Annotated in this window: 28 protein-coding genes and 2 riboswitches; of the genes, 23 read left to right on the forward strand and 5 right to left on the reverse strand. The window is 37.7% G+C overall.

Annotated features, from left to right (window positions below):
- The first annotated feature begins 101 nt into the window (after positions 1–101).
- The 5 genes from DF281_RS10675 (at position 102) to DF281_RS10695 (ending at position 2,025) form a co-directional block, all read left to right on the forward strand.
- A complete protein-coding gene (locus DF281_RS10675; protein ID WP_109350249.1) occupies positions 102–305 on the forward strand; it encodes a DUF1659 domain-containing protein in 204 nt (67 codons plus the stop codon).
- Positions 306–322: 17 nt separating this feature from the next.
- A complete protein-coding gene (locus DF281_RS10680) occupies positions 323–535 on the forward strand; it encodes a DUF2922 domain-containing protein (protein WP_109350250.1) in 213 nt (70 codons plus the stop codon).
- 63 nt (positions 536–598) lie between these two features.
- Positions 599–745, forward strand: a complete 147-nt coding sequence (locus DF281_RS10685; protein WP_109350251.1) for a YvrJ family protein — start codon at positions 599–601, stop codon at positions 743–745.
- A gap of 73 nt (positions 746–818) precedes the next feature.
- Entirely contained in the window at positions 819–1,418 is a 600-nt protein-coding gene (locus DF281_RS10690) for an SCO family protein (protein WP_109350252.1), read from the forward strand.
- Positions 1,419–1,482: 64 nt separating this feature from the next.
- Positions 1,483–2,025, forward strand: a complete 543-nt coding sequence (locus tag DF281_RS10695) for a GNAT family N-acetyltransferase (RefSeq protein WP_109350253.1) — start codon at positions 1,483–1,485, stop codon at positions 2,023–2,025.
- Positions 2,026–2,107: 82 nt separating this feature from the next.
- Here DF281_RS10695 and DF281_RS10700 read toward each other — a convergent pair whose 3' ends face one another.
- Complete coding sequence (locus tag DF281_RS10700) at positions 2,108–2,644, reverse strand: HdeD family acid-resistance protein (RefSeq protein WP_109350254.1); 537 nt, start codon at positions 2,642–2,644, stop codon at positions 2,108–2,110.
- 228 nt (positions 2,645–2,872) lie between these two features.
- On the opposite strand from DF281_RS10700, the gene DF281_RS10705 reads away from it, so the two are divergent.
- Positions 2,873–5,008, forward strand: a complete 2,136-nt coding sequence (locus DF281_RS10705; protein ID WP_109350255.1) for a type IA DNA topoisomerase — start codon at positions 2,873–2,875, stop codon at positions 5,006–5,008.
- A 37-nt stretch (positions 5,009–5,045) separates the two neighbouring features.
- On the opposite strand, the gene DF281_RS10710 is transcribed toward DF281_RS10705, so the two are convergent.
- The 3 genes from DF281_RS10710 to mscL all read right to left on the reverse strand — a co-directional run bounded on the left by DF281_RS10710 (position 5,046) and on the right by mscL (position 6,154).
- On the reverse strand, positions 5,046–5,336 hold the full coding sequence (locus tag DF281_RS10710; RefSeq protein WP_109350256.1) for a hypothetical protein: 291 nt from the start codon (positions 5,334–5,336) through the stop codon (positions 5,046–5,048).
- Positions 5,336–5,635, reverse strand: coding sequence for a DUF2089 family protein (locus DF281_RS10715; RefSeq protein ID WP_109350257.1), 300 nt, complete (start codon positions 5,633–5,635; stop codon positions 5,336–5,338). Before DF281_RS10715 ends, DF281_RS10710 begins: the two co-directional genes overlap by 1 nt.
- 135 nt (positions 5,636–5,770) lie before the next feature.
- A complete protein-coding gene (mscL, locus tag DF281_RS10720) occupies positions 5,771–6,154 on the reverse strand; it encodes a large conductance mechanosensitive channel protein MscL (protein ID WP_109350258.1) in 384 nt (127 codons plus the stop codon).
- A 173-nt stretch (positions 6,155–6,327) separates the two neighbouring features.
- Here mscL and DF281_RS10725 point away from each other — a divergent pair, with 173 nt between their 5' ends.
- On the forward strand, positions 6,328–7,767 hold the full coding sequence (locus DF281_RS10725) for an MFS transporter (RefSeq protein ID WP_109350259.1): 1,440 nt from the start codon (positions 6,328–6,330) through the stop codon (positions 7,765–7,767).
- Positions 7,768–7,835: 68 nt separating this feature from the next.
- Complete coding sequence (locus tag DF281_RS10730) at positions 7,836–8,240, forward strand: hypothetical protein (protein ID WP_109350260.1); 405 nt, start codon at positions 7,836–7,838, stop codon at positions 8,238–8,240.
- 64 nt (positions 8,241–8,304) lie between these two features.
- Here the strand turns inward: DF281_RS10730 and DF281_RS10735 are convergent, their stop codons facing one another.
- Positions 8,305–8,853, reverse strand: coding sequence for a cysteine hydrolase family protein (locus DF281_RS10735; protein WP_109350261.1), 549 nt, complete (start codon positions 8,851–8,853; stop codon positions 8,305–8,307).
- A gap of 381 nt (positions 8,854–9,234) precedes the next feature.
- Between DF281_RS10735 and DF281_RS10740 the strand changes: the two genes are divergently transcribed.
- The 15 genes from DF281_RS10740 to DF281_RS10810 all read left to right on the forward strand — a co-directional run bounded on the left by DF281_RS10740 (position 9,235) and on the right by DF281_RS10810 (position 26,179).
- Positions 9,235–10,410 carry an alanine racemase gene (locus DF281_RS10740; protein ID WP_240605546.1) on the forward strand — a complete coding sequence of 392 codons (1,176 nt, stop codon included), beginning with the start codon at positions 9,235–9,237 and terminating at the stop codon, positions 10,408–10,410.
- Positions 10,398–11,708, forward strand: a complete 1,311-nt coding sequence (locus DF281_RS10745) for a D-arabinono-1,4-lactone oxidase (protein ID WP_109350262.1) — start codon at positions 10,398–10,400, stop codon at positions 11,706–11,708. The genes DF281_RS10740 and DF281_RS10745 overlap by 13 nt, the downstream gene beginning before the upstream one ends.
- A gap of 279 nt (positions 11,709–11,987) precedes the next feature.
- Entirely contained in the window at positions 11,988–12,869 is an 882-nt protein-coding gene (gene ilvE, locus DF281_RS10750; protein WP_109350263.1) for a branched-chain-amino-acid transaminase, read from the forward strand.
- A gap of 25 nt (positions 12,870–12,894) precedes the next feature.
- Complete coding sequence (gene ilvD / locus DF281_RS10755; protein WP_109350264.1) at positions 12,895–14,562, forward strand: dihydroxy-acid dehydratase; 1,668 nt, start codon at positions 12,895–12,897, stop codon at positions 14,560–14,562.
- A 346-nt stretch (positions 14,563–14,908) separates the two neighbouring features.
- Positions 14,909–16,675 carry a biosynthetic-type acetolactate synthase large subunit gene (ilvB, locus tag DF281_RS10760; protein ID WP_109350265.1) on the forward strand — a complete coding sequence of 589 codons (1,767 nt, stop codon included), beginning with the start codon at positions 14,909–14,911 and terminating at the stop codon, positions 16,673–16,675.
- Positions 16,672–17,184 (forward strand): acetolactate synthase small subunit, encoded by a 513-nt coding sequence (gene ilvN / locus DF281_RS10765; RefSeq protein WP_109350266.1) that lies wholly within the window; start codon positions 16,672–16,674, stop codon positions 17,182–17,184. The genes ilvB and ilvN overlap by 4 nt, the downstream gene beginning before the upstream one ends.
- 30 nt (positions 17,185–17,214) lie before the next feature.
- Positions 17,215–18,231 carry a ketol-acid reductoisomerase gene (gene ilvC / locus DF281_RS10770; RefSeq protein WP_109350267.1) on the forward strand — a complete coding sequence of 339 codons (1,017 nt, stop codon included), beginning with the start codon at positions 17,215–17,217 and terminating at the stop codon, positions 18,229–18,231.
- 91 nt (positions 18,232–18,322) lie between these two features.
- Entirely contained in the window at positions 18,323–19,417 is a 1,095-nt protein-coding gene (leuB, locus tag DF281_RS10775) for a 3-isopropylmalate dehydrogenase (RefSeq protein WP_109350268.1), read from the forward strand.
- Between the two features lie 15 nt (positions 19,418–19,432).
- Positions 19,433–20,842: a 3-isopropylmalate dehydratase large subunit gene (gene leuC / locus DF281_RS10780; RefSeq protein WP_109350269.1), complete on the forward strand. Its 1,410-nt coding sequence runs from the start codon at positions 19,433–19,435 to the stop codon at positions 20,840–20,842.
- 11 nt (positions 20,843–20,853) lie between these two features.
- Positions 20,854–21,444, forward strand: a complete 591-nt coding sequence (leuD, locus tag DF281_RS10785; RefSeq protein ID WP_109350270.1) for a 3-isopropylmalate dehydratase small subunit — start codon at positions 20,854–20,856, stop codon at positions 21,442–21,444.
- A gap of 94 nt (positions 21,445–21,538) precedes the next feature.
- Positions 21,539–22,039 carry an RNA polymerase sigma factor gene (locus DF281_RS10790; RefSeq protein ID WP_166636123.1) on the forward strand — a complete coding sequence of 167 codons (501 nt, stop codon included), beginning with the start codon at positions 21,539–21,541 and terminating at the stop codon, positions 22,037–22,039.
- Positions 22,026–23,291, forward strand: a complete 1,266-nt coding sequence (locus DF281_RS10795; protein WP_109350272.1) for a hypothetical protein — start codon at positions 22,026–22,028, stop codon at positions 23,289–23,291. The genes DF281_RS10790 and DF281_RS10795 overlap by 14 nt, the downstream gene beginning before the upstream one ends.
- Positions 23,292–23,354: 63 nt before the next feature.
- Positions 23,355–23,463: riboswitch (TPP riboswitch) on the forward strand.
- 71 nt (positions 23,464–23,534) lie between these two features.
- A riboswitch (TPP riboswitch) is annotated at positions 23,535–23,636 on the forward strand.
- A gap of 55 nt (positions 23,637–23,691) precedes the next feature.
- Positions 23,692–24,420, forward strand: coding sequence for an ABC transporter ATP-binding protein (locus DF281_RS10800; protein ID WP_109350273.1), 729 nt, complete (start codon positions 23,692–23,694; stop codon positions 24,418–24,420).
- On the forward strand, positions 24,420–25,160 hold the full coding sequence (locus tag DF281_RS10805) for an ABC transporter permease (protein ID WP_109350274.1): 741 nt from the start codon (positions 24,420–24,422) through the stop codon (positions 25,158–25,160). Before DF281_RS10800 ends, DF281_RS10805 begins: the two co-directional genes overlap by 1 nt.
- On the forward strand, positions 25,160–26,179 hold the full coding sequence (locus DF281_RS10810; RefSeq protein WP_109350275.1) for an ABC transporter substrate-binding protein: 1,020 nt from the start codon (positions 25,160–25,162) through the stop codon (positions 26,177–26,179). Before DF281_RS10805 ends, DF281_RS10810 begins: the two co-directional genes overlap by 1 nt.
- Positions 26,180–26,280: the final 101 nt, after the last annotated feature.

Here is a 26,280-nt window from a genome sequence, read left to right on the forward strand (position 1 = left end):
CCCTCCTACTGCCTATTATAATGATTTTTTGAAAAAAATTCACCTATTTGTCTTTATTTACCTTTCGCCCTCTATTTAGTTTATGAAAGGCGGTGATCAATATGGCAAACTTCAAATCATCTTCATTAAAGATTCAATTTCTAGCTGGTTTCGACGGTGAGAAGCAGTTGAAGAAAACACGAGTTTATTCTTCTGTAGATCAATCGGCAACAGTAGCACAACTAGAAAAAGTGAAAGACGCAATTGCATCAGTTTCTGGCAATAGCATTTTAAATGCAGAAACAACTGTTACAAAAACATTATAAGAAAGGAGTGAGTGGCAATGTCAAAAGTATTGAAAATGAACTTCACATTGAATCCAAAGGGAATCTTCACGGTTACAGTCGACGCACCAAAAGTCGATTTAACAGAAGCGGAAGCACGTGCAGCTATGACGACAATCATGGAAAGCAATGTGTTCTCGCCAAAGTCTGGCACAATTTCAGGCATTGATTCCGCAACAATCACGAATCAAACAATCACAGATTTAATTTAGTCTAAGAAGCAGAAGTCGCCGAGAAGTGCGTGACTTCTGCTTTTTTGAAAGGGGAGAAATCGAATGGAAGAATGGATGACATTTATTCAAAGCATCGGATTTCCAGCAGTTGTGGCATTCTATTTATTACACAGAGTAGAAGCGCGATTACAGGCAATCCATGATGTCCTATTGGATTTTATAAAATCGACTTCACAAATTCGTCAGTAAAATGCATTTACAATTGTTGTATAATATTCAGTAATTTTGTAATATTGAGATAGATAAGGGGCGTGAATGACAATTGAAGAAATTAGTCCGATTAGTACCAATCTTACTCATATTTACATTATTACTGTCTGCTTGCAGCTCGGCAAAAAGCTTTAAGGCAGAAACAGATTACAAAGTGAGTGATTTCACTTTTACCGATCAAAATAAAGAAAAAGTGTCATTAGCTGATTTGAAAGGGAAACCGTGGCTAGTAATGTTCATTTTCACGAGTTGTACAACGGTATGCCCACCAATGACTGCCAATATGTCTGAAATCCAAAAAAAGCTAAAAGATAAAGGTATTGAAGATTATAATATCGTCGGTTTTAGTGTGGATCCAGACATCGATACACCAGAAGCTTTGAAAGGTTACTTAAAAAACTATCAAGTGCCGGATGAATCAAAGTGGAAATTCCTAACAGGATTTTCACAAGAAGAAATTGAGAAATTTTCAGTTGATTCTTTTAAAACACTCGTGAAAAAAACGGAAGGTAATGACCAAGTAATTCATGGCTCAAGTTTTATGCTTGTAAGTCAGGAAGGCAAGGTCGTGAAAAGTTATAGCGGTGTTTCCGATGTACCAAAAGACGAAATTGTAGTAGACTTAGAAAATATTATTGAAGATGGAAAATAATTGTGAAAATACCGAATTGTAGTGAATTCTACAGTTTCGGTATTTTCTATTAAGGAGAGATTTAATGATTACACTCGTTCCGTTACATGAAAAGTACGCACAACGCGTTCAAGATCTACATAACCATCCACTTGTATCAGGTGTACTTGGACTAGAAAATCAAACCGTTCAAGATAAATTGAATTTTTTCCAACGTATGAATGAGGAAGAAGCGAGCCGTATCACAATTTCACGAATCATTTTGAATGAAGAACAACAATGCATCGGCATTACGACTTTAATGTTTATAGATCATGAGAAGAAAAGCTGTCACTTAGGCAGTTGGCTCGGCGTGGACTATTGGGGAAAAGGCTATAATGAGCAAGCGAAAGAAGCCATCCTCAAAATCGCATTCGATGAATTAAAGCTGGATCGCGTATTTTTAGGCGCGCGCAAAACGAATGAACGCTCCATTGCAGCGCAAAGAAAACTACCATTTATTACGATGAATGTGGAAAAAGCATACGAAAGTGAATGGTTATTTTTAGAAGAAAAAGAAAAATGCCCCTCAATTTTAAATGTTGTGCATTCAACAGACTTCTATAGCCATATTAATAAACCTCGCTAGTCTATATAGTGAAAAACAAAAAAAGCAAATAAGAATAAAAGAGCCTAGCGTCGAAGTCAAACTCGATGCTAGGCTCTTTCGTTTATTTTACAGTGAACCAAGATTTAAACTTCAATGAGATGATCGCAAGGACAATCCCTTGGAAAACGAAGTATAAACCAGTAATTAGTGTGAAGCTAAGTGCTGCTTGGAATGGTAATGCGAACATTAGAATACTCATGATCAATGCGAAAACAGTTAAGATCAGTAGTAAATAATACGCGAATCCACTTTTTTGATTAAAGAATCTTAGTGTTAGTAATGTACCAATTGATTCAAAGAAGAACCAAATTGCGAACAGAATACCCGTAATTAAAGTACCGATTGTTGTATTGAAGAATAAAATAATCCCTAGCACTAAAATTAAAACACCCGAGAAAATTAAACCGTAATCTTTTTTACCAGTTTGACTATTTAATCGGAAGAAGCGCAGTAAATCGAAAATACCTTTTACAATGGCAAGGATCGCTGCGATTTTAATAACTGTTTTTAACGCATTATCAGGATAGAATAAGAAGAAAATACCTACTCCAATGAAAATAAGACCTGTAATTAATGTAAATGTACTAAACTTTTTCATAATAAACCTCCTATAAAGATAAAATGGTGGGGAAGTATGTAAACTTTCCCATTCTGTACCTTTCAACCATATTATATTGCCTAAATACTATTCTATGCACTTAATATGCATAATTAAAACGTATTTTTGAAAAATCTAGCAATTTTTTTTCAAAAGCGATGAACTCTGGAAGAAATGATATAATGTAATAATAACTGAAATCTATAAATAGAGGAGTGTGGTTCGGTAATGGCAAATGTCGTGATCCTAGCTGAAAAGCCATCGCAGGCAAAAGCATATGCTGAAGCATTCAAAATAGCAAAAAAGAATAAACATTATATAGAATTACAACCATCATCGACTTTTCCAGATGGTGCAACGATTACATGGGGTGTCGGCCATCTTGTTGAATTAAAGCAACCAGCTGAATACCAGCCAGAGTGGAAACGCTGGAGTTTAAAAGTACTGCCGATGATTCCAGAAAAATATGAATTCAAAGTAGCAAAAGGAAAGTGGGATCAATTCCAAGCGGTTAAGGCACTTTTCAAAGATGCGGATTTATTAATTAACGCATGTGATGTCGATCGCGAAGGGTCTAATATATTCTATTCCATTTTGCGACAAACACGCGTGAAGTCAAAACCAATCCAACGATTATGGATCAACTCATTGGAATCCGACGAAATTCGTAAAGGATTCGAAGCATTGCGAGATAATGAGCAAGATTATCGCCTTTATATAGAAGCACAAACGCGTCAAATAAGTGATTGGCTAGTCGGTATGAACGCCAGTCGCCTTTTCACGATGTTGTTAAAGGAAAAAGGTTTGAATGAAACAATGTCAGTAGGCCGAGTTCAATCGCCGACAGTATATATGATTTACGAGCGTTTTTTAGAGATAGAAAACTTTCAACCTGAAAACTTTTATGAGTTAAAAGGGGAATTCCATTCTCGCATGGGTTCTTATTCAGGAAAAGCGGACTTTAAATCAGCTAAATTTGAAGAAGCAATCGCCTTACTTCAAAAGATGAATATTACTGAAAAGCAAAAAATACCCGCATTGATTACATCTGTTGAGAAAAAACCGAAGAAAATCTTACCACCGAAATTGCATTCATTATCAACTTTACAGCAGAAGGCAAATAAGATTTGGAAATATAGTCCAGCAAAAGTGTTAGAAGTGGCGCAAAACCTTTATGAGAAAAAAATGATTTCATATCCACGTTCAGATTGCCAATTTATTACACCAGCTGAGTTTAGTTATTTAAAAAACAAATTAACAGATTATCAGCAATTAATGAAAAAACCATTTGAACCGGCTTCATTAAGTCCAAGCAAAAGGTACGTCGATGCGGGAAAAGTAGAGGAGCACTATGCCATCATTCCGACTAAATCCATTCCATCAGAGCAAAAACTAGCAGGATTATCGTTAATGGAGAAAAATATTTACGCAGAAGTCGTGCGCACAACACTTGCGATGTTCCACAGAGATTACTTATATGAAGAAACGAAAATCATTACTGAAGTGAATAAATTACCTTTTAAAACAATTGGTAAAGTCGAGCTGGATCGAGGTTTCCAACAATTATGGCCAGCACCGAAAGAGAAGAAAAATGAAGCGCCACCATTGCCATTAGTTGAACAAGGGGAAGATGTGGATGCGATTGTCCAAATTCATCAAGGGACGACACAACCGCCGAAGCCTTTCACAGAAGGTCAACTCGTTCAAATGATGAAAACCTGTGGGAAGTTCATCGAGGACGATGCTGAAAGTGATATTTTGAAAGAAGTTGAAGGGATCGGAACAGAAGCGACACGTGCAGGTATTATCGAAACGATTAAACGCCATGAATACATCGACGTGACAAAAAACATCGTTTCCATTACTGAAAAAGGGAAAGTGCTATGCCAAGCAATTTCGGGTTCATTACTTGCGAGTCCAGTTATGACAGCGAAATGGGAAACATACTTACGTAAAATATCAGCGGGAACAGGGACGCAGGAGGCATTTTTACAAAATATCGAAAAATTCCTGAATCATTTAATTGAGGCATCGCCGAAAATTATTGCAGATACGGATATTACATCTGCGGCTGAATTATCAACTCCAAAAGTAACGGGTCCGATTGCGCAATGTCCATCTTGTCATAAAGGCGAGTTACTTGAACGTCAGAATTTCTATGGTTGCTCCGCATATAAAGACGGCTGTAAATTCTCGATTTCTAAAAAAATTGCGAGCAAGAAATTATCTGCAGCGCAAGTGAAGGATCTTTGTGAAAAAGGCATTACGAAACCGATTAAAGGCTTTAAATCGAAGAAAGGTTCGACATTCTCTGCGCGTTTAAAATTAACCGCAGAAAAAATTGAATTTGATTTCTCTGTATAAATAAGAAAAGACCACTACCGAGATAGTGGTCTTTTTGTTACTTCAAATCATGACTTTGCATTTTATTTAGTTCTTTTTCAATTTTTTTCTTTACAGCATCTCGACCAGATTTCCATTCTACTAATAGGAATAGTAAACCGACGATTGTAATAACGCCATTCACTAATAGATTACTATCATTCGTCGACACCATATAAATTCTCCAACCAATAAAGACGATTGGTAAAATAGCACCCCATAAAAAATGTCTACGTGTCGCAAAGAAATATTGTAAAGCTAGAAAACCCGCTACGATTAGCACATCATAAAATCCTCCAAGTCCAAACATTAACCATCATTCCTTTCAGCTTTATACTTTTCAATAATTAATTTCGCTTCCTCTAATTCAATGCGATCATCAATCGACAATTGTTTTATGAATTGTACGAAATCACTTTGATCTTCTTGATCATTCGCTTCAATTTTTTGAATTAATCGATCGAGCTTTACGCGCACAGTCGGATAGGACACTTCGTATAATTTCGCTACCTCTTTTAAGGAGCCTGAATGTATGACGAATTTTTTAATAAATGCTAAATCTTCCTGCTCCAATGCTAAAAGCCATTTCGGAATATCTTTCTTATCCAATTGCTTCACCTTCTTTTGTTTAATTATTCCTAAATAAAATATATCATAAAACTTAATAAAATTAAAGTATTTTTTAACATTATTAAATAAATCGTATAAAAAAACAGTGAAACATGAAGTTCCACTGCTCAATTACTATTTAGTTTCTTGTTTTGATTGTTCGCGTAATAGGTCACGAATGTCTTTTAACACGTCATCAGTTGATTCAGGAACTTCTTCAACAACTTCTTCTTGTTGTTTTTTAAAATTCAATTTCGAAATGATTCGGATGAATAAGAAAATCGAAGCAGCAATTACGAAGAAATCAAATACGCTTTGAATGAATGCGCCATATTGAATACCTAAGAAAGTTAAATCTTCAAATTTAGCTTCTGAACCGAATATTAATGCGATTATTGGTGTAATGATGTTTGTAACTAAAGAAGAAACAATTTTACCGAATGCAGCCCCGATGATTACACCGACTGCTAGATCAAGTACATTACCCTTGAACGCGAATTTTTTAAAATCTTCCCACATGATTGGGCACCGCCTTTTTTATGTTTATAAAATATATTGTTTGTTATCATAACGTATTTTTAACAAATCTTCAATAATCATTGACAAAAGAAGGTTACACAATTGCATATAGATGTTCATATAATCGTGATATAATAACAAAACAAATGAAAGTTTTGTGAATGGAGGAAAAAATGAATAAAGTATTTATAGCAGTGCTTTTGGCGACTGCATTAGCTGCGATCGAAGGAACGATTGTTGCGACAGCCATTCCAAGTATTACAGCGGATTTGTCGGGCGTAGAACTAATTAGTTGGATTTATTCAGCTTATTTACTATCTGCAGCAATTGCGACGATTATTTTCGGTAAATTAGCCGATCTTTTCGGGCGCAAAAAAATGATCATCATTGGTATATCGATTTTCGTTGTCGGTTCACTATTAAGTGGATTAGCGCAATCGATGATTATGCTTATTGTATTTAGAGCGATTCAAGGTATTGGTGCAGGTTCGATTTTACCAATTACTTTGACGATGGTAAGTGAAATTTTCAATACGGAAAAAGCGCGTGCGAAAGGGCAGGGTTATATCGCCATGGTTTGGGGTGTGTCGGGTGTTATTGGGCCACTAATTGGTGGATTCCTAGTCGATCAACTTTCATGGCATTACATTTTCCTATTAAATGTACCGTTCGGACTTGGCTCATTATTAATGATCGCCAAATATTATAAAGAATCCGTTACGATTACAAAACATAAAATTGATTTTCTTGGTGCAGGGTTATTCGTCATTACGACAGTGGCATTACTACTGTCAATTATTGAAGGAAGTAATACCGGGATTTGGAATGCGCCACTTCAAATCATTTGCTATATTGTCGTAGTCATTGGTGGATTACTGTTCATTCGTACTGAAAAAAGAGCGAGCGAACCAATTATTCCACTGTCACTATTTAAAAATAAGCGACTAAATGTCGTAAACGGCCTAACTTTTGTCATAATGTCGATTGTTATTAGTGTATCAGTATACATTCCAATCTACGGACAATCAGTTATTGGGCATAACGCGACGAAGGCTGGGCTGATGATTGCGCCACTTTCAGTCATGTGGACGGTCAGTGCAATTGCGATCGGTTCACTCGTTGGCAAAATAGCGAATAAAACAATTATTCAAATCGGTACGTCATTCTTAGTAGCAGGAACAGCGATGTTAGCGTTCCTTCAGCAAGATTCATCTTCAATCTATGTATCGATCAGTACAGCTTTAATCGGTTTAGGGATGGGATTAATTGCGCCTTTACTAATTATTACGGTGCAAGCGGCTGCGAAAAAAGATGAAATGGGCATCTCAATCGGCCTAAATTCATTTACGAATACATTTAGTCAATCTGTTGGGGCAGCGATGTTCGGCGTCATCTTCAACTTTATTACGGCGAAAGCGCTTAGAGATTTAGATAAAGGGGAAGTTCAATTAAATGGCGCATTAGACCGCTCCATCTTCTCTGATGCAGATATTGCGACGATCAAAGGCATTATTACAGATGGTTCAGTAGCGGTTTACATCGGAGCATTAGTATTGGCTGTAATTGCATTTATCCTTGCAGCAATGCTTCAAAAGAAAAAGCCGATTCAATAGGATATTACTCGAAAAAAAGTGTAATTTTGTTATAATATAAGGTATACACATTGGAAGGATGATTAACTTTGAAAATTATAGAATTTCACGACTTTGATATTTTTGATTTAAAGTTCAAATTATTACAAGAACCTGAATTACTTGAGTTATTAAAAGTAAATGAAGTTGAAATTGATGATGAGGACGAGTACCACTTAGTGAAAGACGTTAAAATCGGCTTCTCTGAAGATAAAGAAAATGCGCAAGTTCTAGGTCATATCGACTTAATCGACTTACAATATAGCCGTCACATCGAGATTACAATTAGCGGTTACTTCACAATCGACATGGAAGATACAATTGATGAAGAAGCAGCTTCACAACAACTTTATGACGAAGGTTGGTATGTGTTAAAACAACATTTACGCCCAGTCATCTCATTCTTAACAACGATGGACTCGCGTAAAGCGGTTCATATGCCATTAGATTTCTAATACAAAAGGGACTACTACTGTTTTTCAGTAATAGTCCCTTATTTTGTTGTACACTTTGAGCCGTCTACTTCACAGCAAAGCCGAGTGTATTTTCAAAATGCGTCAATGCCCAATCATGTCCTGCTTCATTAAAGCTACCGACACAATCTTTGAAAATGGTCGTTTTGAAACCTAGATTATATGCATCAACTGCTGTATGCAAAATACAAATATCCGTACATACGCCCACTAAGAAAATCTCATCGATCTGTCTTTCTCGCAAAATCAATTCGAGCCTTGTACCTGTAAATGCACTATAGCGCGTCTTATCCAGTGTAATCACTTCATCCAAATGATTGATTTGATCATAAATATTTTGGATTTTACCGAATAGTTTTCGACCTTCTGTATTTTCAATATTATGAGGTGGGAATAGCTTTGTTTCAGGGTGATAAGGATCATTTTCTTTATGCAAGTCATTGGCAAAAATGATGAGTTGTTTCTTATTAAAGAACTCTTGGATTTTCTCTGCGATTGATTTCTCTAGTATTTGCCCAGCAAAATCACAAGTTAATGCGCCATCTGATGCGACAAAATCATTCGTGTAATCAATAATAATTAATGCTTGTTTCAAGAAAATCACCTCCTTTTATTTGTATCTTCACTTTACTAAATAACGCAATGTAGTTCAAATAAAAAAAGTTGTCACAATTCAGACATATTGATTTGCTTTTTGAAAAAATAGGATTATAATAGAAAAAAATTGAAAGGTGGTTTTTATAATGGAATTTTTAGAAACTAAAAAATACAACAAACAGGCGGTTATCTTCTTAGTGATTCATACAGTATTTCTGTTGAATTTCGCAGTTGATTTCTTTGAATTTCATTAATAACATATGAAAATTAAAACGAGACACTCCTTTACTTGAGAAATTTCCGAAATTTCTTTATTCTCAAGTAGAGGAGTATTTTTTTGTAAATTTTGTCTATTAGTTGGTATTAGGGGGAGAATGCATTGAATCAATTGAATCAAGCTTTTAAAGATCTTCAACACCCGTTTGCTTGGGTAGACTTGGGAGAATTAGATCGCAATATTACGACGCTCTCATTACAATCAAAGCAAAAGAGAGTGCGCATCGCGACAAAAAGTATCCGTTCATTAGAAATGCTGAAATATTTGAGTGAAAATGTTCCGTGTTTTACGGGTTGGATGACTTTTACGGCGGAAGAAACAGTTTTCTTAGCGGAAAATGGCTTAGATCATTTCCTACTAGGCTATCCGACTTTAGAAGAAGGAGCAGTTCGCGAACTTTGCCAGCATGTCAAAAATGGGAAAGATATTACGTTTATGGTAGATCATCTTGAACAAGCGGGCTGGTTGAATAAAATCGCATCATCGGAAGAAGTTCATTTGAAAATTTGTGTTGATTTGAATTTATCATTACCAACACCCTTCCTCTATTTCGGAACGAGAAGATCATCAATACAAACAATTGAACAATTCGACCTTTTAATTGAGCAACTAACAGCAATGAAAAATTTAAAAATCGCAGGATTAATGGGCTACGAAGCACAAATTGCAGGTGTAGGAAATAATCCGAGCAGCTCCTTTAAAGGTATGATTATTCGATCTTTGCAAAAAAGGTCGAAAAACAAAATTATGAGATTTCGAAAACAAGTTGCCATTCATTTGAAAAAGAGTGGTTTATCAGTTGAGTTTGTCAATGGTGGGGGAACTGGGAGCATTGAATATACGGCACAGTCAGATGAAGTAACGGAAGTCACGATTGGTTCGGGCTATTTTAAACCAGCCCTTTTTGATTATTATCGTGATTCCAAGCTCAAACCGGCAGCAGGGTTTGCGCTTCGTGTAACGCGTAAACCGATGGAAGACACAATCGTTTGTCACGGTGGAGGTTATTTAGCTTCAGGCACTGCAGATCTCGATCGCTTACCTGTCATCGTCAGCCCTAACTTACAATTCTATAGTACGGAAGGTGCTGGAGAAGTACAGACGCCACTGAAAATGACAAGTTCGAAATCCACTTATTCAATTGGCGATAACATTTATTTTCGACATGCAAAATCAGGAGAATTATGTGAGCGTTTCAATGAAATTCATCTCGTTCGATTAGGTAAATACAAGGGGAGTTTTAAAACGTATAGGGGTGATGGAAAATGCTTTCTGTAGAAAAATTGAGAACAGGGACTTATTCGAATTGGTCGCAAAATGAAGTAGCTTCAAACTTATTATTTCATGAACCTAAATCAATCGATGAAATTTCTACAATTATTCACTCATTACACATGAAAGAAGAAAATTTGCGCGTAGTTGGGGCAGCACATTCATTTAGCCCCATTGCCAAGCCAGAACAGCATGCCATGAGCTTGCATCAAATGCGGGGATTAGTATCCGTAGACATGAAGCAGCAGCAAGCGACATTTTGGGCAGGGACTTATTTGCATGAAATTGGCCCGAAACTCGCTTCATATGGCATGGCACTTGAAAATATGGGGGATATTGCGGAGCAAACAATCGCAGGCGCGATCTCAACAGGTACGCATGGTACTGGATTGAAGCTTAGTTCTATTTCGAATCAAGTCGTCAAATGGGGCATTATTGACGGCAAAGGTGTTTATCGAGAAATTACGAGAGGACAGGACGATCTTTCCGAAGCATTGCATATTTCACTTGGTTTGCTTGGTGTCGTCGTGCAAGTGACGTTTCAAGCGCTACCATTGTATGCACTACGCTATTCATCCGAGCATATTTCATTGTTAGATACGTTAATGAATGCATCGACTATTATGAATGAACATCGTCACGCGGAATGGTTTTACTTTCCTGGACAAGAAAAGCTGCAACTCAAAACGATGGATCTCATTCCGAAACCTGAAATGAAAAGTAGCAAATTCCAAAAATGGACGGATGATTTCATGGAGAATACGGTTTTCCAACTATTATCACGTGGATGCCGAGTCATGCCGAAAGCGACGAAGTATGTCAGTAAACTGTCCGCTTCTGCTGTACCAACAGGTGTTAAAGAAGCCTATAGCTATGATATTTTCCCTTCACCACGCAAAGTGAAGTTTTTAGAAATGGAGTATGCCATCCCTGTAGAGCGTTTTGAAGAAGCACTTGAAGAAATTCATTATGTGTTGAAATCACAACCATTCAGAGTGCATTTTCCAATCGAAATCCGTGTAGCAAGTGGGGAAGCTGGCTTTTTAAGTCCAACACAAGGGAAAAATAGCGCATTTTTTGCATTTCATATGTATAAAGGGATGGATCATGAATCGTATTTTAAATGGGCGCATCAAACGATGGAGAAATATGGCGCAAGACCGCATTTAGGAAAAATGAATAGATTAACGAAGGAAGATTTGTATACAAAATACCCTCATTTTGAATCTTTCACAAAAATTCGAGATGAATTTGATCCAGCGAATGTTTTTATGACAAATTATTTTAAACAATTATTTCTTTGATCATAGAGAACTTCCATACGACACTGCCAAAGTTGAGGAGAATTATTCGAATTATTAAAGTTTTCAAAAAAATAAAAATAGTAAATTTCATTCAATACGAGCAGATATAAGGATGAAAGCGTATTCAATAAAGAGTAATTATTTAGAATTGTTTAACAATTTTAAAAATAGCATTGACGAAGACCAAAATACGCTCTATGATAGTAACAATTTAGAAAAACGAATTCGCAAATGTGAATGTCGTTGAACGGATCATAGAGGGAAAGCGAAGTGAGGAAAATGACAGAACAACTAATTTTTTTAGACGGACAACTTGTAAAGAAGGAAGATGCGAAAATTTCAGTATATGACCACGGTTTATTATATGGAGATGGTATATTCGAAGGTATTCGTGTCTACAACGGAAATGTCTTCCGTTTAAAAGAACATCTCATTCGCTTATATGAATCAGCGAAGTCAATTCTCTTAACGATTCCTTATACTATAGAAGAAATAACTGAAATCGTATTGAAGACGATTCGCGCAAACGAATTGCAAAGTGCCTATATTCGACTCGTCGTAACACGTGGCGTAGGCGATTTAGGAATTGATCCATTCGCTTGTAAAAACGCGAGTGTCATTGTCATCGCAGAGCCATTGAATTTATTCCCGCCAGAATTATACGAGACGGGCATCAAAATTGTATCTGCTTCAAGTCGAAGAAATCGTTCGGATGTTATTAGTCCTAAAACGAAATCTTTAAATTACTTGAACAATGTACTTGTCAAAATCGAAGCCAATCTTGCGGGAGTTCCAGAAGCTCTCATGATGAATACGGACGGCTATGTAGCTGAAGGTTCTGCGGACAATATTTTCATCGTCAAAGGCAACGAGTTAATTACTCCTCCAGGCTATATTGGTGCTTTAGAGGGGATTACACGTAATGCGGTTCTCGAAGTAGCGTGTAAAAAGGGCTATGACGCAAAAGAGGGTGTCTTCACGCGACATGATGTTTATGTAGCGGATGAGGTATTTTTAACAGGAACTGCTGCTGAAGTAATTGCGGTCATTGAAGTAGACGGCAGACAAATCGGAACTGGAATTCCAGGGACAATTACGAATAAAATTTTAGCTGGTTTCCGAGAAATCGTGGAAACAGATGGTACAAAGGTTTACGAATAATCAACTAGAAATAGGCGGTGTCATTATGCGAAGTGATATGATCAAAGTGGGTGTGGACAGAGCGCCACACCGAAGTTTACTGTATGCAACTGGAATTAAGACAAAGGATTTAGACAAGCCTTTTATCGGTGTATGTAACTCATACATCGATATCATTCCAGGGCATAAACATTTACAAGAATTCGGAGCATTAGTCAAAAAAGCGATTATTGAAGCAGGTGGTATTCCATTTGAATTCAATACAATCGGCGTAGATGACGGCATTGCAATGGGACATATCGGTATGCGCTATTCATTACCGAGTCGCGAATTAATTGCCGATTCAGCTGAAACTGTTATTAATGCGCATTGGTTTGACGGTGTATTCTACATTCCAAACTGTGACAAAATCACACCGGGGATGCTTATGGCGGCTGTACGGACGAATGTTCCATCGATTGTCGTAACAGGTGGACCAATGGAAGCAGGCGTTTCATCTGAGGGTGAAGCATTATCATTAACATCCGTATTTGAAGGTGTAGGTGCTTTTAAAGCAGGGAATATGACGGCTGAAAAATTACTCGATATCGAAGAAAATGCATGTCCTACATGTGGATCATGTTCAGGTATGTTCACAGCGAACTCAATGAACTCACTTATGGAGATTTTAGGCTTAACAGTTCCAGGTAACGCGACGATTGTTGCAACATCTGAAGAACGTTATAAATTGATCAAACAAGCGGCTGTTCATTTAATCGAAATGGTCAAAAAAGACATTAAACCACGTGACATTGTGACAAAAGAGGCGATTGATGATGCATTCGCACTTGATATGGCAATGGGTGGTTCGACAAACACGGTTCTACATACACTTGCAATCGCTCATGAAGCTGAAATCGATTATAATATCGAGGACATCAATGAAGTTGCAAAACGTATTCCATACTTAGCTAAAATCATGCCAGCTTCAGATGTATCCATGCATGATGTTCATTTAGCGGGTGGTATTTCAGCAATTATTAATGAACTTGCATCGATTCCAGGTGCGATTACAGCCGACCGCATTACCGTTACAGGTAAAACATTGCGTGAAGATGTAAAAGATGCTAGCATAACAAACACGAAAGTCATTCGTACGAAAGATGATCCGTATAGTAAAGTCGGTGGATTATCCGTACTCTTTGGTAATATTGCCCCTCAAGGAGCAGTCATCAAAGTCGGAGCAGTTGACCCTTCGATTCAAACTTTCAGAGGTGAAGCAATCGTCTTCAACTCACAGGAAGAAGCACAGGATCGCATTGATGATGGCACGGTTCAAAAAGGCCATGTAGTCGTCATTCGATATGAAGGACCTAAAGGCGGACCTGGTATGCCAGAGATGTTAGCACCAACTTCAGCCATTCAAGGCCGAGGATTAGGAAAAGATGTAGCGCTTATTACAGATGGTAGATTTTCAGGCGCATCAAGAGGTATTTCCATTGGACATATTTCTCCAGAAGCAGCTGAAGGTGGGCCACTCGCTTTAGTAAATAACGGCGATATCATCACAATTGATTTACCAAATCGTACAATGAATGTTGAGTTATCAGAAGAAGAAATGGCACAAAGAAGAGTTGATTTACCAGAATTTGAACCGAAGATCAAAAAAGGATGGCTTGCTCGCTATTCACATTTAGTAACATCCGCGTCCACAGGTGGCGTTATGAAATTCTAAAAATTCCGAATAATACAATTATATATTCAAATCGTTGATGAGGTTAAAGATTTTGAACACCTATATTTACAGAGAGCCGGGTTGCTGCGAGCCGGTAATATAGTCAAAGTCGACATCCCCTCGGAGTGGGTTATTAAACGCTTATGCCATTAGATAACCCCGGGCGCATTCTTATGTGCTCGTTAAGTAAAGAGATTGATCTTTTCAATCTCAAGAGGCAGATTTTTCTGCAAATAAGGGTGGTACCATGAAAAGCTTTTTTCATCCCTACGTGAAGGTTTTCTTTTGCGTGGGTGAAAAAGCTTTTTTTATATAAACAACTTGAAAATTGAAGGAGGACAAATAGATGAACGCTCAAGCATCAACTGAATCAAAACAAATGAACAAGTACGACGCTTCAACAGAAGAAACACCCAAAGCCAAAATGTCAGGTGCAGATGTATTAATTGATGCACTGCATAAACAAGGTGTTGAGATTATTTTTGGTTACCCAGGCGGGGCTGTACTACCACTGTATGACGCACTTTATAGAAATCCACTTAGACATATTTTAGCGCGACATGAACAAGGGGCGATCCATTCAGCTGAAGGATATGCTCGCGTAACTGGTAAGCCGGGCGTAGTCATTGCAACCTCTGGACCAGGTGCTACAAATCTCGTGACAGGTATTACCGATGCGATGATGGATTCATTACCACTAGTTGTCTTCACGGGCCAAGTAGCTACAACGGTTGTAGGGACGGACGCTTTCCAAGAAGCAGATATCGTAGGCATCACACAGCCAATTACAAAACATAATTACCAAGTGAAGGATGTACAAGATTTACCACGCATCATTAAAGAAGCATTTCATATTGCCAATACGGGTCGTAAAGGGCCAGTACTAGTCGATGTACCAAAAAATATTGCCAATGCATTATTCGATGCGGATCAATTTGATGACGATGCACCGATTAATCTTCCAGGCTACCAACCAACTTATCAACCGAACTTTTTACAAATCAAAAAAGCGATTGCGTTATTGGAACAATCGAAGCAACCACTTATTTTAGCTGGAGCTGGAATTCTTGCTGCTGATGCATCTAATGAATTAACTGAATTTATAGAAAAATACAATCTTCCAGTTGTAAATACATTGCTCGGCCTTGGTTCAATTGATGGAGAACATCCTCAATTCCTTGGCATGGCAGGAATGCACGGTACTTTTGCAGCGAATACAGCGATTTCAGAAAGTGACCTACTAATCAATATTGGCGCAAGATTTGATGACCGCTTAACCGGTGAATTAGATAAATTTGCACAAAACGCTAAAATCGTTCATATCGACATTGATCCAGCTGAAATTGGCAAAAATGTACCGACGGATGTGCCGATTGTTGCCGATGCAAAATTAGCGCTGAAAGCATTACTATCAAAGGAATTTACGATGCAAGATACTTCAAAATGGAATGATTATTTAAGCGAATGTATCGTGAAATATCCGCTTTGGTATGACACGGAAGCCGCAAATGGTGAGATTCTGCCACAACAAGCACTGGAAGTAATTAACCGTGTAACGGAAGGAAAAGCGATTGTTACGACTGACGTTGGTCAACATCAAATGTGGACGGCACAATATTATAAGTTCAAACAAGATCAACAATGGGTAACATCCGGTGGACTTGGTACGATGGGATTCGGTTTCCCAGCTGCCATCGGAGCGCAATTTGCTTTCCCTGAAAAGAAAGTAGTTTCAGTTGTAGGAGATGCTGGTTTCCAAATGACTTTACAAGAACTAGCACTTTTAAAAGAGTTCAATCTTCCAGTAAAAATTGTCATCTTAAACAACTCATGCTTAGGGATGGTTCGACAATGGCAGGAAACTTTTTACGAGGAGCGCTATTCATCTTCATTAATTCCCGTACAACCGGATTTCGTGAAATTGGCGGAAGCATACGGTATTAAAGGATGTTTAATTGATGATGTGAACAAATTAGAATCTCAATTAAGTGAAGCAATTCTTTCGGATGAAGCGATGTTAATCGACATTCGAGTGAAACAATTGGAGCTAGTAACGCCAATGGTTGCACCAGGAAGAGGCATCGCGGATATGATTGGAGTGACGAAGGAATGAAAAGAGTAATTACAGTAACGGTAATCAATCAAAGTGGCGTGCTAAACCGCGTCACTGGCTTGCTAATGAAGCGCCAATTCAATATCGAAAGCATTACGGTTGGCCACACGGAGCAAGAAGGTATTTCGAAAATGACATTCATCGTGAATGTAGATGATGAGCAGAAAATTGAACAGCTTGTCAAACAAGTTTCAAAACAAATTGATGTCCTGAAAGTGAATGATATTACGGACAAATCAATTGTTATGCGTGAATTAGCAGTCGTTAAAGTTGTAGCTCCACCGAATTTGCGCGCAGAGATTAATGCAATTGTCGAACCGTTCAGAGGATCAATTATTGATATGGGCAAAAATGTTGTCACGTATCAAATTGTCGGTGATCCCGAAAAAATCGATGCATTTATCGAACTTATGAAGCCATATGGTATTAAAGAGTTAACGAGAACCGGTGTTACGGCATTTGTTCGAGAAGCTCAAGTAAAACCTGCACCGCATCTTTCGATTTTATAATAAAACAAACACTATTAGGGGGAAAAAACAATGGTAACTATGTATTATAACCAAGACATTAATGAATCAATCTTAGAAGGTAAGAAAATCGCAGTAATCGGCTATGGCTCACAAGGTCACGCTCACGCTTTAAACTTAAAAGAATCAGGGTTTGATGTTCGTATCGGAATTCGTCCAGGTGGATCAGCAGACCGTGCGAAAAATGACGGGTTAGTTGTAAAAACAGTTGCGGAAGCAGCAAAAGAAGCAGATGTAATCATGGTTCTTCTACCAGACGAAAAACAAAAAGAAGTGTATGAAGCAGAAATTAAAGATGGACTAGTTGCAGGTAATGCATTAGTATTCGCGCATGGCTTCAACATCCATTATCAACAAATCGTTCCTCCTGCAGACGTAGATGTTTTCTTAATCGCTCCTAAAGGACCTGGACATTTAGTTCGTCGTACGTACCAAAATGGCGCAGGTGTACCAGCATTAATCGCAATCTATCAAGATGCGACAGGTCAAGCGAAGGATCTAGCACTAGCTTGGGCAAAAGGTGTTGGAGCTGCGCGCGCAGGCGTTCTTGAAACAACTTTCAAAGAAGAAACAGAAACGGATCTATTCGGCGAGCAAGCCGTACTATGCGGTGGTGCTGTTGAACTTGTAAAAGCAGGTTTTGAAACTTTAGTTGAAGCAGGTTACCAACCTGAAATCGCTTATTTCGAATGTTTCCATGAATTAAAATTAATTGTCGATCTAATGTATGAAGGTGGAATCGACAATATGAACTACTCAATTTCAGACACAGCTGAGTGGGGCGAATATGTATCAGGTCCTCGTGTTGTAACTGCAGCGTCTAAAGCAGCAATGAAAGACGTTCTTACAGATATTCAAAACGGTAAATTCGCAAAAGAGTGGATCGCTGAAAATGAAAATGATCGTCCACAATACTCTGTGAAAAAACAAGCCGTTCGCGATCACCAAATCGAAGAAGTAGGTGCAAAACTTCGTGAAATGATGCCTTTCGTAGGTCAAAAAGTGAATAAAGAAGCCGTAACAAAATAAGTTTTACTTGATTGTGAGGGGATTATTCTCCTCACAATTTATTACATACACAGTATGTTATTTTCGCACGATTAGTTGAGGAGGAATAATGATGGAAAAGAAAATTACAGTATTACCAGGAGACGGGATTGGTCCAGAAGTCGTAACAGCTGCAGTTGAAGTATTACAAGCTGTAGCAAAAAAATATGAACATAGCTTTCATTTTGCATATGCAACAATCGGTGGTGCAGCAATCGATCAACATAATGATCCGCTACCTACAGAAACAATTGAATTATGTGAAGAAAGTGATGCTATTTTATTAGGAGCAGTCGGAGGTCCAAAATGGGACAATAATCCATCTGATTTGCGCCCCGAAAAAGGACTCCTCCGTATCCGTAAACACTTTGATTTATTTTCTAATTTACGCCCTGTTCAAGCGATTCCGTCGATGTTAAAATCATCGCCACTAAAAGAAGAAATCGTCCAAGATGTCGATCTTCTAATCGTTCGAGAATTAACAGGTGGCCTTTATTTTGGCGATCGTAACCGTACGGATGATGAAGCGTTTGATTCATTAACATATACACGACCAGAAATTGAAAGAATCGTCGATAATGCCTTTACATTAGCTCGTTTACGTAGAAAGAAATTAACTTCCGTTGATAAAGCAAATGTTCTTGATACGTCACGTTTATGGCGTGAAATTGTCGAAGAGAAAAAAGCACAGTATCCAGACGTGTCAGTTGAGCATAGCTTAGTCGATTCAACTGCGATGAAATTAATTACCGCTCCTGCAGACTATGATGTCATTGTAACTGAAAATATGTTTGGCGATATTTTATCTGACGAAGCATCTGTTATTACAGGTTCATTAGGTGTACTACCATCTGCAAGTATGCGTTCAGACAATTTTGGACTTTATGAACCAGTTCATGGATCTGCACCTGAAATTGCTGGAAAAGGCATTGCAAATCCAGCAGCGACAATTCTATCAGCGGCTATGCTACTACAATATTCATTTGGCATGAGTGAAGAAGCAAAAGCGATTGAAAAGGCAGTGAGCAATGTATTCGAAAAAGGATATTTCACAGGTGATATGGCGCATAAAGGTGTTCAAGCGTTATCTACTAATGAGTGGACGGAACGCGTATTAGCTGAAATCGATCCAGCTTATGAAAAAGACGAATCGATGACATTTATTTAAAAAGAGGTGGAAATGATGGGGAAAAATATAATTGAAAAAGTATGGCAACAACATATCGTACATGAGGAAGCTGGTAAACCAGATTTATTATATATTGATTTACATCTAGTACATGAAGTAACATCGCCACAAGCATTTGAAGGATTACGTTTGAATAATCGTAAATTGAGACGTCCAGATTTAACTTTTGCGACGATGGATCATAATGTGCCAACTCAAAATCTACCGACAATTAATGACCCAATTGCTAAAAAACAAATTGATACATTAGCAGAAAACTGTAAAGAGTTCGGCGTAGAACTAGCGGATATGGGCCATCCAGATCAAGGGATTGTTCATGTCATCGGGCCACAACTTGGCTTAACTCAACCTGGGAAAACCATTGTTTGTGGAGATTCACATACTTCAACACATGGCGCATTCGGTGCAATTGCATTCGGAATTGGTACTTCAGAAGTGGAGCATGTTATGTCTACTCAAACACTTTGGCAAGCAAAACCAAAAACACTTCAAATTGAAGTAACAGGTGAACTTGGCTTTGGCGTAACCGCAAAAGATGTCATTTTAGCGATTATCGCAAAATTCGGGATCGACGTTGGTACAGGGCATATCGCAGAATTTACTGGTAAAGCGATTCAAAAACTGACGATGGAAGAACGTATGACAATTTGTAATATGTCGATTGAAGCAGGAGCAAAAGCAGGATTAATTAGCCCAGATGATACGACCGTTGAATATTTACGTGGACGAAAATTCGCACCACAAGGAGAAGCTTTTGAAGAAGCAACTCTGTATTGGAAATCACTTGCTTCAGATGCGGATGCTACGTATGATCGCACTGTAACAATTGATAGCTCTGAAATTGAACCATTTGTTACATGGGGAACGAATCCTTCAATGGGAACGGGTATTTCAAAAACCGTACCAACATCATCGGCTTATTCGGATGAATCAGATCGTCAAGCGCTATCAAAAGCGTTGAAATATATGGATTTACAAGAAGGAACACCGATTGAAGATATTGAAATTCAACATGTCTTCATTGGCTCATGTACGAATTCTCGTATGCATGATCTGCGTGCAGCAGCAGCAGTTATTCAAGGTGGAAAAGTAGCGCCAGGTGTACGAGCGATCGTCGTTCCAGGTTCTTACTCTGTGAAGCAACAAGCAGAAGCAGAAGGATTGCATCAACTATTTATCGACGCTGGTTTTGAATGGCGTGAGTCGGGATGTTCGATGTGTTTAGCGATGAATGAAGATGTCGTTCCAGCTGGTGAGCGCTGTGCTTCCACATCCAACCGTAATTTCGAAGGACGTCAAGGAGCGGGTTCACGTACGCATTTAGTAAGTCCACCAATGGCCGCAGCAGCAGCGATTGCTGGTCATTTCGTTGATGTTCGTAAAGTAATGAATGTACCTGTTTAGGAGGGATTTATATGGAACCGATTAATATTGTTGATAGCATTGTGACACCATTAAACCGTAAAAATGTCGATACAGATCAAATAATTTCAAAAGAATTTTTAAAACGAATTGAACGTACTGGATTCGGTCAATATGTATTTTATCACTGGCGTTTTGATGAAAATCACGAAAAAATTGAAGAGTTTGTCTTAAATCAACCGAAGTATGATGGCTCGACAGTACTTGTTGCACATGATAATTTCGGCTGTGGTTCTTCTAGGGAACACGCACCGTGGGCGATTTTAGACTATGGTTTCCATGTCATCATCGCACCAAGTTTTGCGGATATTTTCCATAATAACTGTTTCAAAAATGGCATTTTACCAATCGTTCTTCCGGTCAAACAAGTGGAAGAGCTACTTGAAAAAGGCGAGCAGGAAACTTTAGCGATTTCCATTCATTTAGAAGCTCAAACGGTGAAAGCAGGGGGCAAAACGTATTCATTCGAAATTGATCCCTATTATAAAAAGATGTTGATCAATGGTTGGGACGAGATTTCGCTTACTTTCCAATATGAAGAAGAAATTGCGAAATTTGAAGAAAAATCCAAACAATTCGTATAAACTTAAAGTTGGCAAAATTATTTTGCCAACTTTTTTATGTTTTTTGAAACCATTTTGAAATGACTTACGACTATAGGGTAAAGGAGTGAAGAAATTGTCGATTGATGAACTAGTTGAACAGTATGCGGATTACTGTTACCGCGTGGCATATGTTTATTGTAAAGAACATGAAGCCGCTGAAGAAATCGTTCAAGATGTGCTGATGTCCTACTACAGTGCGCAGCAACGATTTAATGGGGAATCTACTTTAAAAACATATTTAACGAAAATCACCGTACATAAAAGCTATGATTATTTAAGAAAACGCAAGCGTAAATTCCTCTTTTTCAAAGCGAAAATCGACGAGGAAAAACACTTCGACCCTTCTTACTTACATTTACAAGCTGAAAAGAACGGTGAAGTGTTGCAAGCAGTATTAGATTTAGACGAAAAATACCGAGAAATCATTGTTTTACACTATTATGAAGAAATGACTTTAGTCGAAATTAGCGATGTTTTATCACTCAATATAAATACAGTGAAAAGTCGCCATTCTCGTGCGAAAAAGCAACTTCAAGATCAATTAAAGGAGGTCTATTTCGATGAAGAATTTTAAAGAGCAATTACAATCAGATTTACAACAAAAACAGATGACTGCTGAACAAAAGCAAAGATTGAAAGATAAACTGAATAAATCTCATCGAAAAAGAAAACAAAATCCGCTTCCTCTTTTTGTAGCAGTTGCGCTTTTCTTCCTCATTTCAGCCATACTAATGAATAGTTTTAAAAATGATATGGTGAGAACCGGCAATAAAGAGATGCACCATGCGACAGCTTACATTGATACGGAAGATCGAATGGATGGCACTGAACTTGAAGATTCCTATTATTCTTCTGTAAAGCGCGTAAATGAACAAAAAATTACGGAATTTAAAAAGATGTTAACTCAAGCGAAGGAAGAAAAATTTAATGAAGAAAATATGGAGGAATATTACTACCTTGAACTGAAAGAAACTTCTAATCAAGTGAAGAAATTCGCACTCTTTATAGACAATGATCAATACTATATTCACCAATTCGGTACGGAAATGATGAAGAAAATACCGATGACTATTTCAAAAACGGAACAATTTTTCGGTATAAAAATGAATTTATACTTATTTATCATTTTAATCATCGTTTGCATCACTTTACTAGTCGTCCCAAATTCGCTTTTAACTATTAAAAAGAAAGAAGAGTATGATTATAAAAATAAACTTTATTATTACGGATGTATTGCGGTAAGCATCTTTGCAGTTGCTTTTTTCTTTATGAATTTACCGAACTTCTTCGTCTTTATCTTTTTAATCGCGATTGCCCATTGGCTTTATCAACTATATGATAAATGGCTTTACTTTGAAGATCATCCTGCGGAAAAATGGTTAAAAGACCTTTATGAATATTTAGCGATTATCGGCTTCGCGTTTGGAATGATTGGTAATTACTACAAAGAAGTCGATTTATATTATGTCGCAGCAGTTTGCATAGGGATGTCTTTATTTGTTTTTATTATGAAACGTAAAATCGAATCAAATCCATGCCCACACTGTGCCCAACAGATTTCTACAAAACGTAGATTTCAAATGATGTTCAGCAAGAAAGCTCGAATTTGCCCACATTGTCAAAATGAAATTCATATTTCAAAAAGACCATTCGATTTAAGTTCATTTATTATTTATATTAGTATCTCGGGGAATTTATTCTTAGGAAACTTCCTGAATATTAGCTTAACCTATACAATCATCTCAGCCATTTTCATCCTCCTAACATTTTTCATTATAACTGTCTTTAAGATGAAATTTGAAAAGGAAGATTTACCCCTTTGGTAAAATAATATGAAAATGTCATTGCGAAATAGTAATTGGAATGATATACTCGCATTAACAAAAACATACAAGTGCTAGGAGTGCTGGTGTTGCCAGCTGAGACGAAGCCGTGAGCTTTACATTCTTATCACCTGATCTAGTTTATACTAGCGTAGGGAAGCAACCAGACTCAACTTATAATAGTCTCCGTTTCTAGACGTCTAGATGCGGAGGCTTTTTGTTTTTGTTAAAAATACATACAATACGAAACACCACTAGGGGGGCATATTTTTGCTGAGAGAGGTTTAGCCTCGACCCTTATAACTTGATCTAGTTCACACTAGCGTAAGGAAGTGGCCCTATTTTCTTATAGCGCCATTTCTCTTATCGGAGGAATGGTTTTTTATTGTTTAGGAGGATTTTTATGGAAAGTTTAAGCTTGGAACAATTGTCTTTTCGCTATGATGACAAGCTCATTTTGGATGGCTTGGATTTATACGTGAAGAAGGGGGAGTTTGTGTCAATAATTGGACCGAGCGGATGTGGTAAAAGTACTTTATTTCGTTTGATTACTGGCTTAGAAAAATTACAACAAGGAATGATTCGAAAAGAGTATGAATTTGTTGGCTATATGCCGCAGCGAGATGCGCTAATGCCTTGGCGAACAATTTTAAAAAACACGACTTTGCCATTGGAATGCAAAAAAGTTTCGAAAGCCGATGCAACAGCGAAAAGCATGGCGTTATTGAAACAATTTGGATTGGATCATTATGCGAATAATTATCCGAGAGATTTATCAGGTGGTATGAAACAACGTGTGTCATTTATTCGAGCTTTGAATGCATCCGAAGATATTTTATTACTCGATGAACCGTTTAGTGCGCTCGATGCGTTAACAAAAATAGAATTGCAAGATTGGTTGTACAATCAAGCCAAATCTTTGAATAAAACGATTCTTTTCATTACGCATGATGTCGATGAGGCACTTTATTTATCTGATCGAATCTATACGGTGACGGAAACGCCGATTCAACAAATGCATGAGACGGTCGTACCGCTTGAACACCCGCGAATTCGAGAAAACCTCGGTTCCGAAGAAATCCAAAAACTAAAAATCGACTTATTACACCTATTACAGAAGGGGCGGTCATAATGAAGAAAAACGCTCCTGCCATTATTGTAGGTGGCATCCTACTTGTACTGTGGGAAATTGTTGCAAGAATGATTAATGAAATGTATATTTTGCCTTCTCCAACAGCGATTGTATTAAAAATGTGGGAGTTTAGAGAAGCGTTATTTACGGTACATCTACCAGCAACTGCCGAAGTATTAGCCATTGGATTGGCACTTTCTTTACTACTTGGGATTGGTTTAGCGATTGCTATGAACAGCAGCTCATGGGTGGAACGTGCCTTTTACCCGTTATTAATTGCTTCACAAACCGTTCCGATTACAGCTTTAGCACCGATTTTCGTCCTTTGGTTCGGCTATACAATTTGGAGTAAAGTGCTAGTAACTGTATTAATTACATTTTTCCCAATTGCTATTAATACATTTGACGGCTTAAAAAGTTCAAAACGAGAATTTGAAGAATTAATGCTTACATACGGCGCTTCAAAATGGCAAGTGTTCAAGAAGTTACAAATGCCATCTGCTTTACCGCAACTATTTACATCCTTAAAAGTAGCAGTACCACTCAGTATTATCGGTGCGGCAATTGGTGAATGGCTAGGCGCACAAGCAGGACTTGGTTACTTCAGTAAGCGAATGATGACACAGCTTGATGGTGCTGGCGTGTTCGCACCAATCGTCATCCTTTCAGCAATGGCGATTATTTCGGTCATTATTTTACGAATTGCAGAGAAAAAACTAATTACTTGGAGGAAAGATTAATGAAATTAATGAAGTGGCTTTCGACTTTGATGATTGCGGTGTTAATCCTTAGTGGATGTTCATCAACAGCGAAAAAAGACGAAAATGGTAAAGAATTAAAAGAAGTAAATGTAATGCTCGATTGGTATCCGAATGCGATTCATAGTTTCCTATACGTAGCGATTGAAAAAGGGTACTTTAAAGATGCTGGCTTAGATGTAAAATTACAATTCCCATCAAACCCAACTGATCCACTTACACTTACTGCAGCAGGTAAGACAACTTTAGGTATTTACTATCAACAAGATGTCATTGTAGCAAAAGCGAATGAACAAGTGCCGATTACATCAGTTGGTCCAGTCGTTCGTACACCATTAAATCAATTAATGAGTTTAGAAGAATCAAATATTAAACGTCCGAAAGATTTAGAAGGAAAAACGGTTGGATATAGCGGTACGCCATTAAGTGAAGCAACGATTAAGTTTATGGTTGAACATGATGGTGGAGATCCATCAAAAGTTAAATTAGTCGATGTTGGCTTTGAGTTAGTCTCTGCATTAATTACGAAAAAAGTAGATGTTATTTCAGGCGGTATGATTAATCATGAATTACCGGTTATGGAACATAAAGGTTACAAAATCGCTACGATGGATTCTTCAAAATTCGGCGTTCCGAAAAGCCGTGAGATGGTATTTGTAGCAGGTGATAAGACGCTTGCCAAAGATCAAGAAACGGTTACGGCATTCCTAAAAGCAGCTGAAAAAGGTTTTGACTTTACGAAGAAACACCCTGAAGAATCACTTGATCTATTGCTAGAAAACCAAGAAAAAGAAAGTTTCCCATTAACGAAAGCGATTGAAGAACAAAGTTTAGATATTTTATTGAAACATATGGAGACGAAGGATGAGCCATTCCTTTCAGATACGAAAGAAGCATGGGATGAGCAAACAAAATGGTTACTTGAGCAAAAAATGATTCAAGAAACAATCCCAAGCGACCAATTATATAAGGATTTAGTGAACTACTCGCCACTTAGCTAAACCTTGCGGTTCTTCACGCTTGAAGTGGGAGCTTCTTGGGAATAGAGCGTACTTGCAAGTGTATTTCTTTACTTGCAGCGGTTTCTCTTATTTGACCGAGC

Source organism: Kurthia zopfii, assembly GCF_003143955.1.
Lineage (GTDB): Bacteria > Bacillota > Bacilli > Bacillales_A > Planococcaceae > Kurthia > Kurthia zopfii.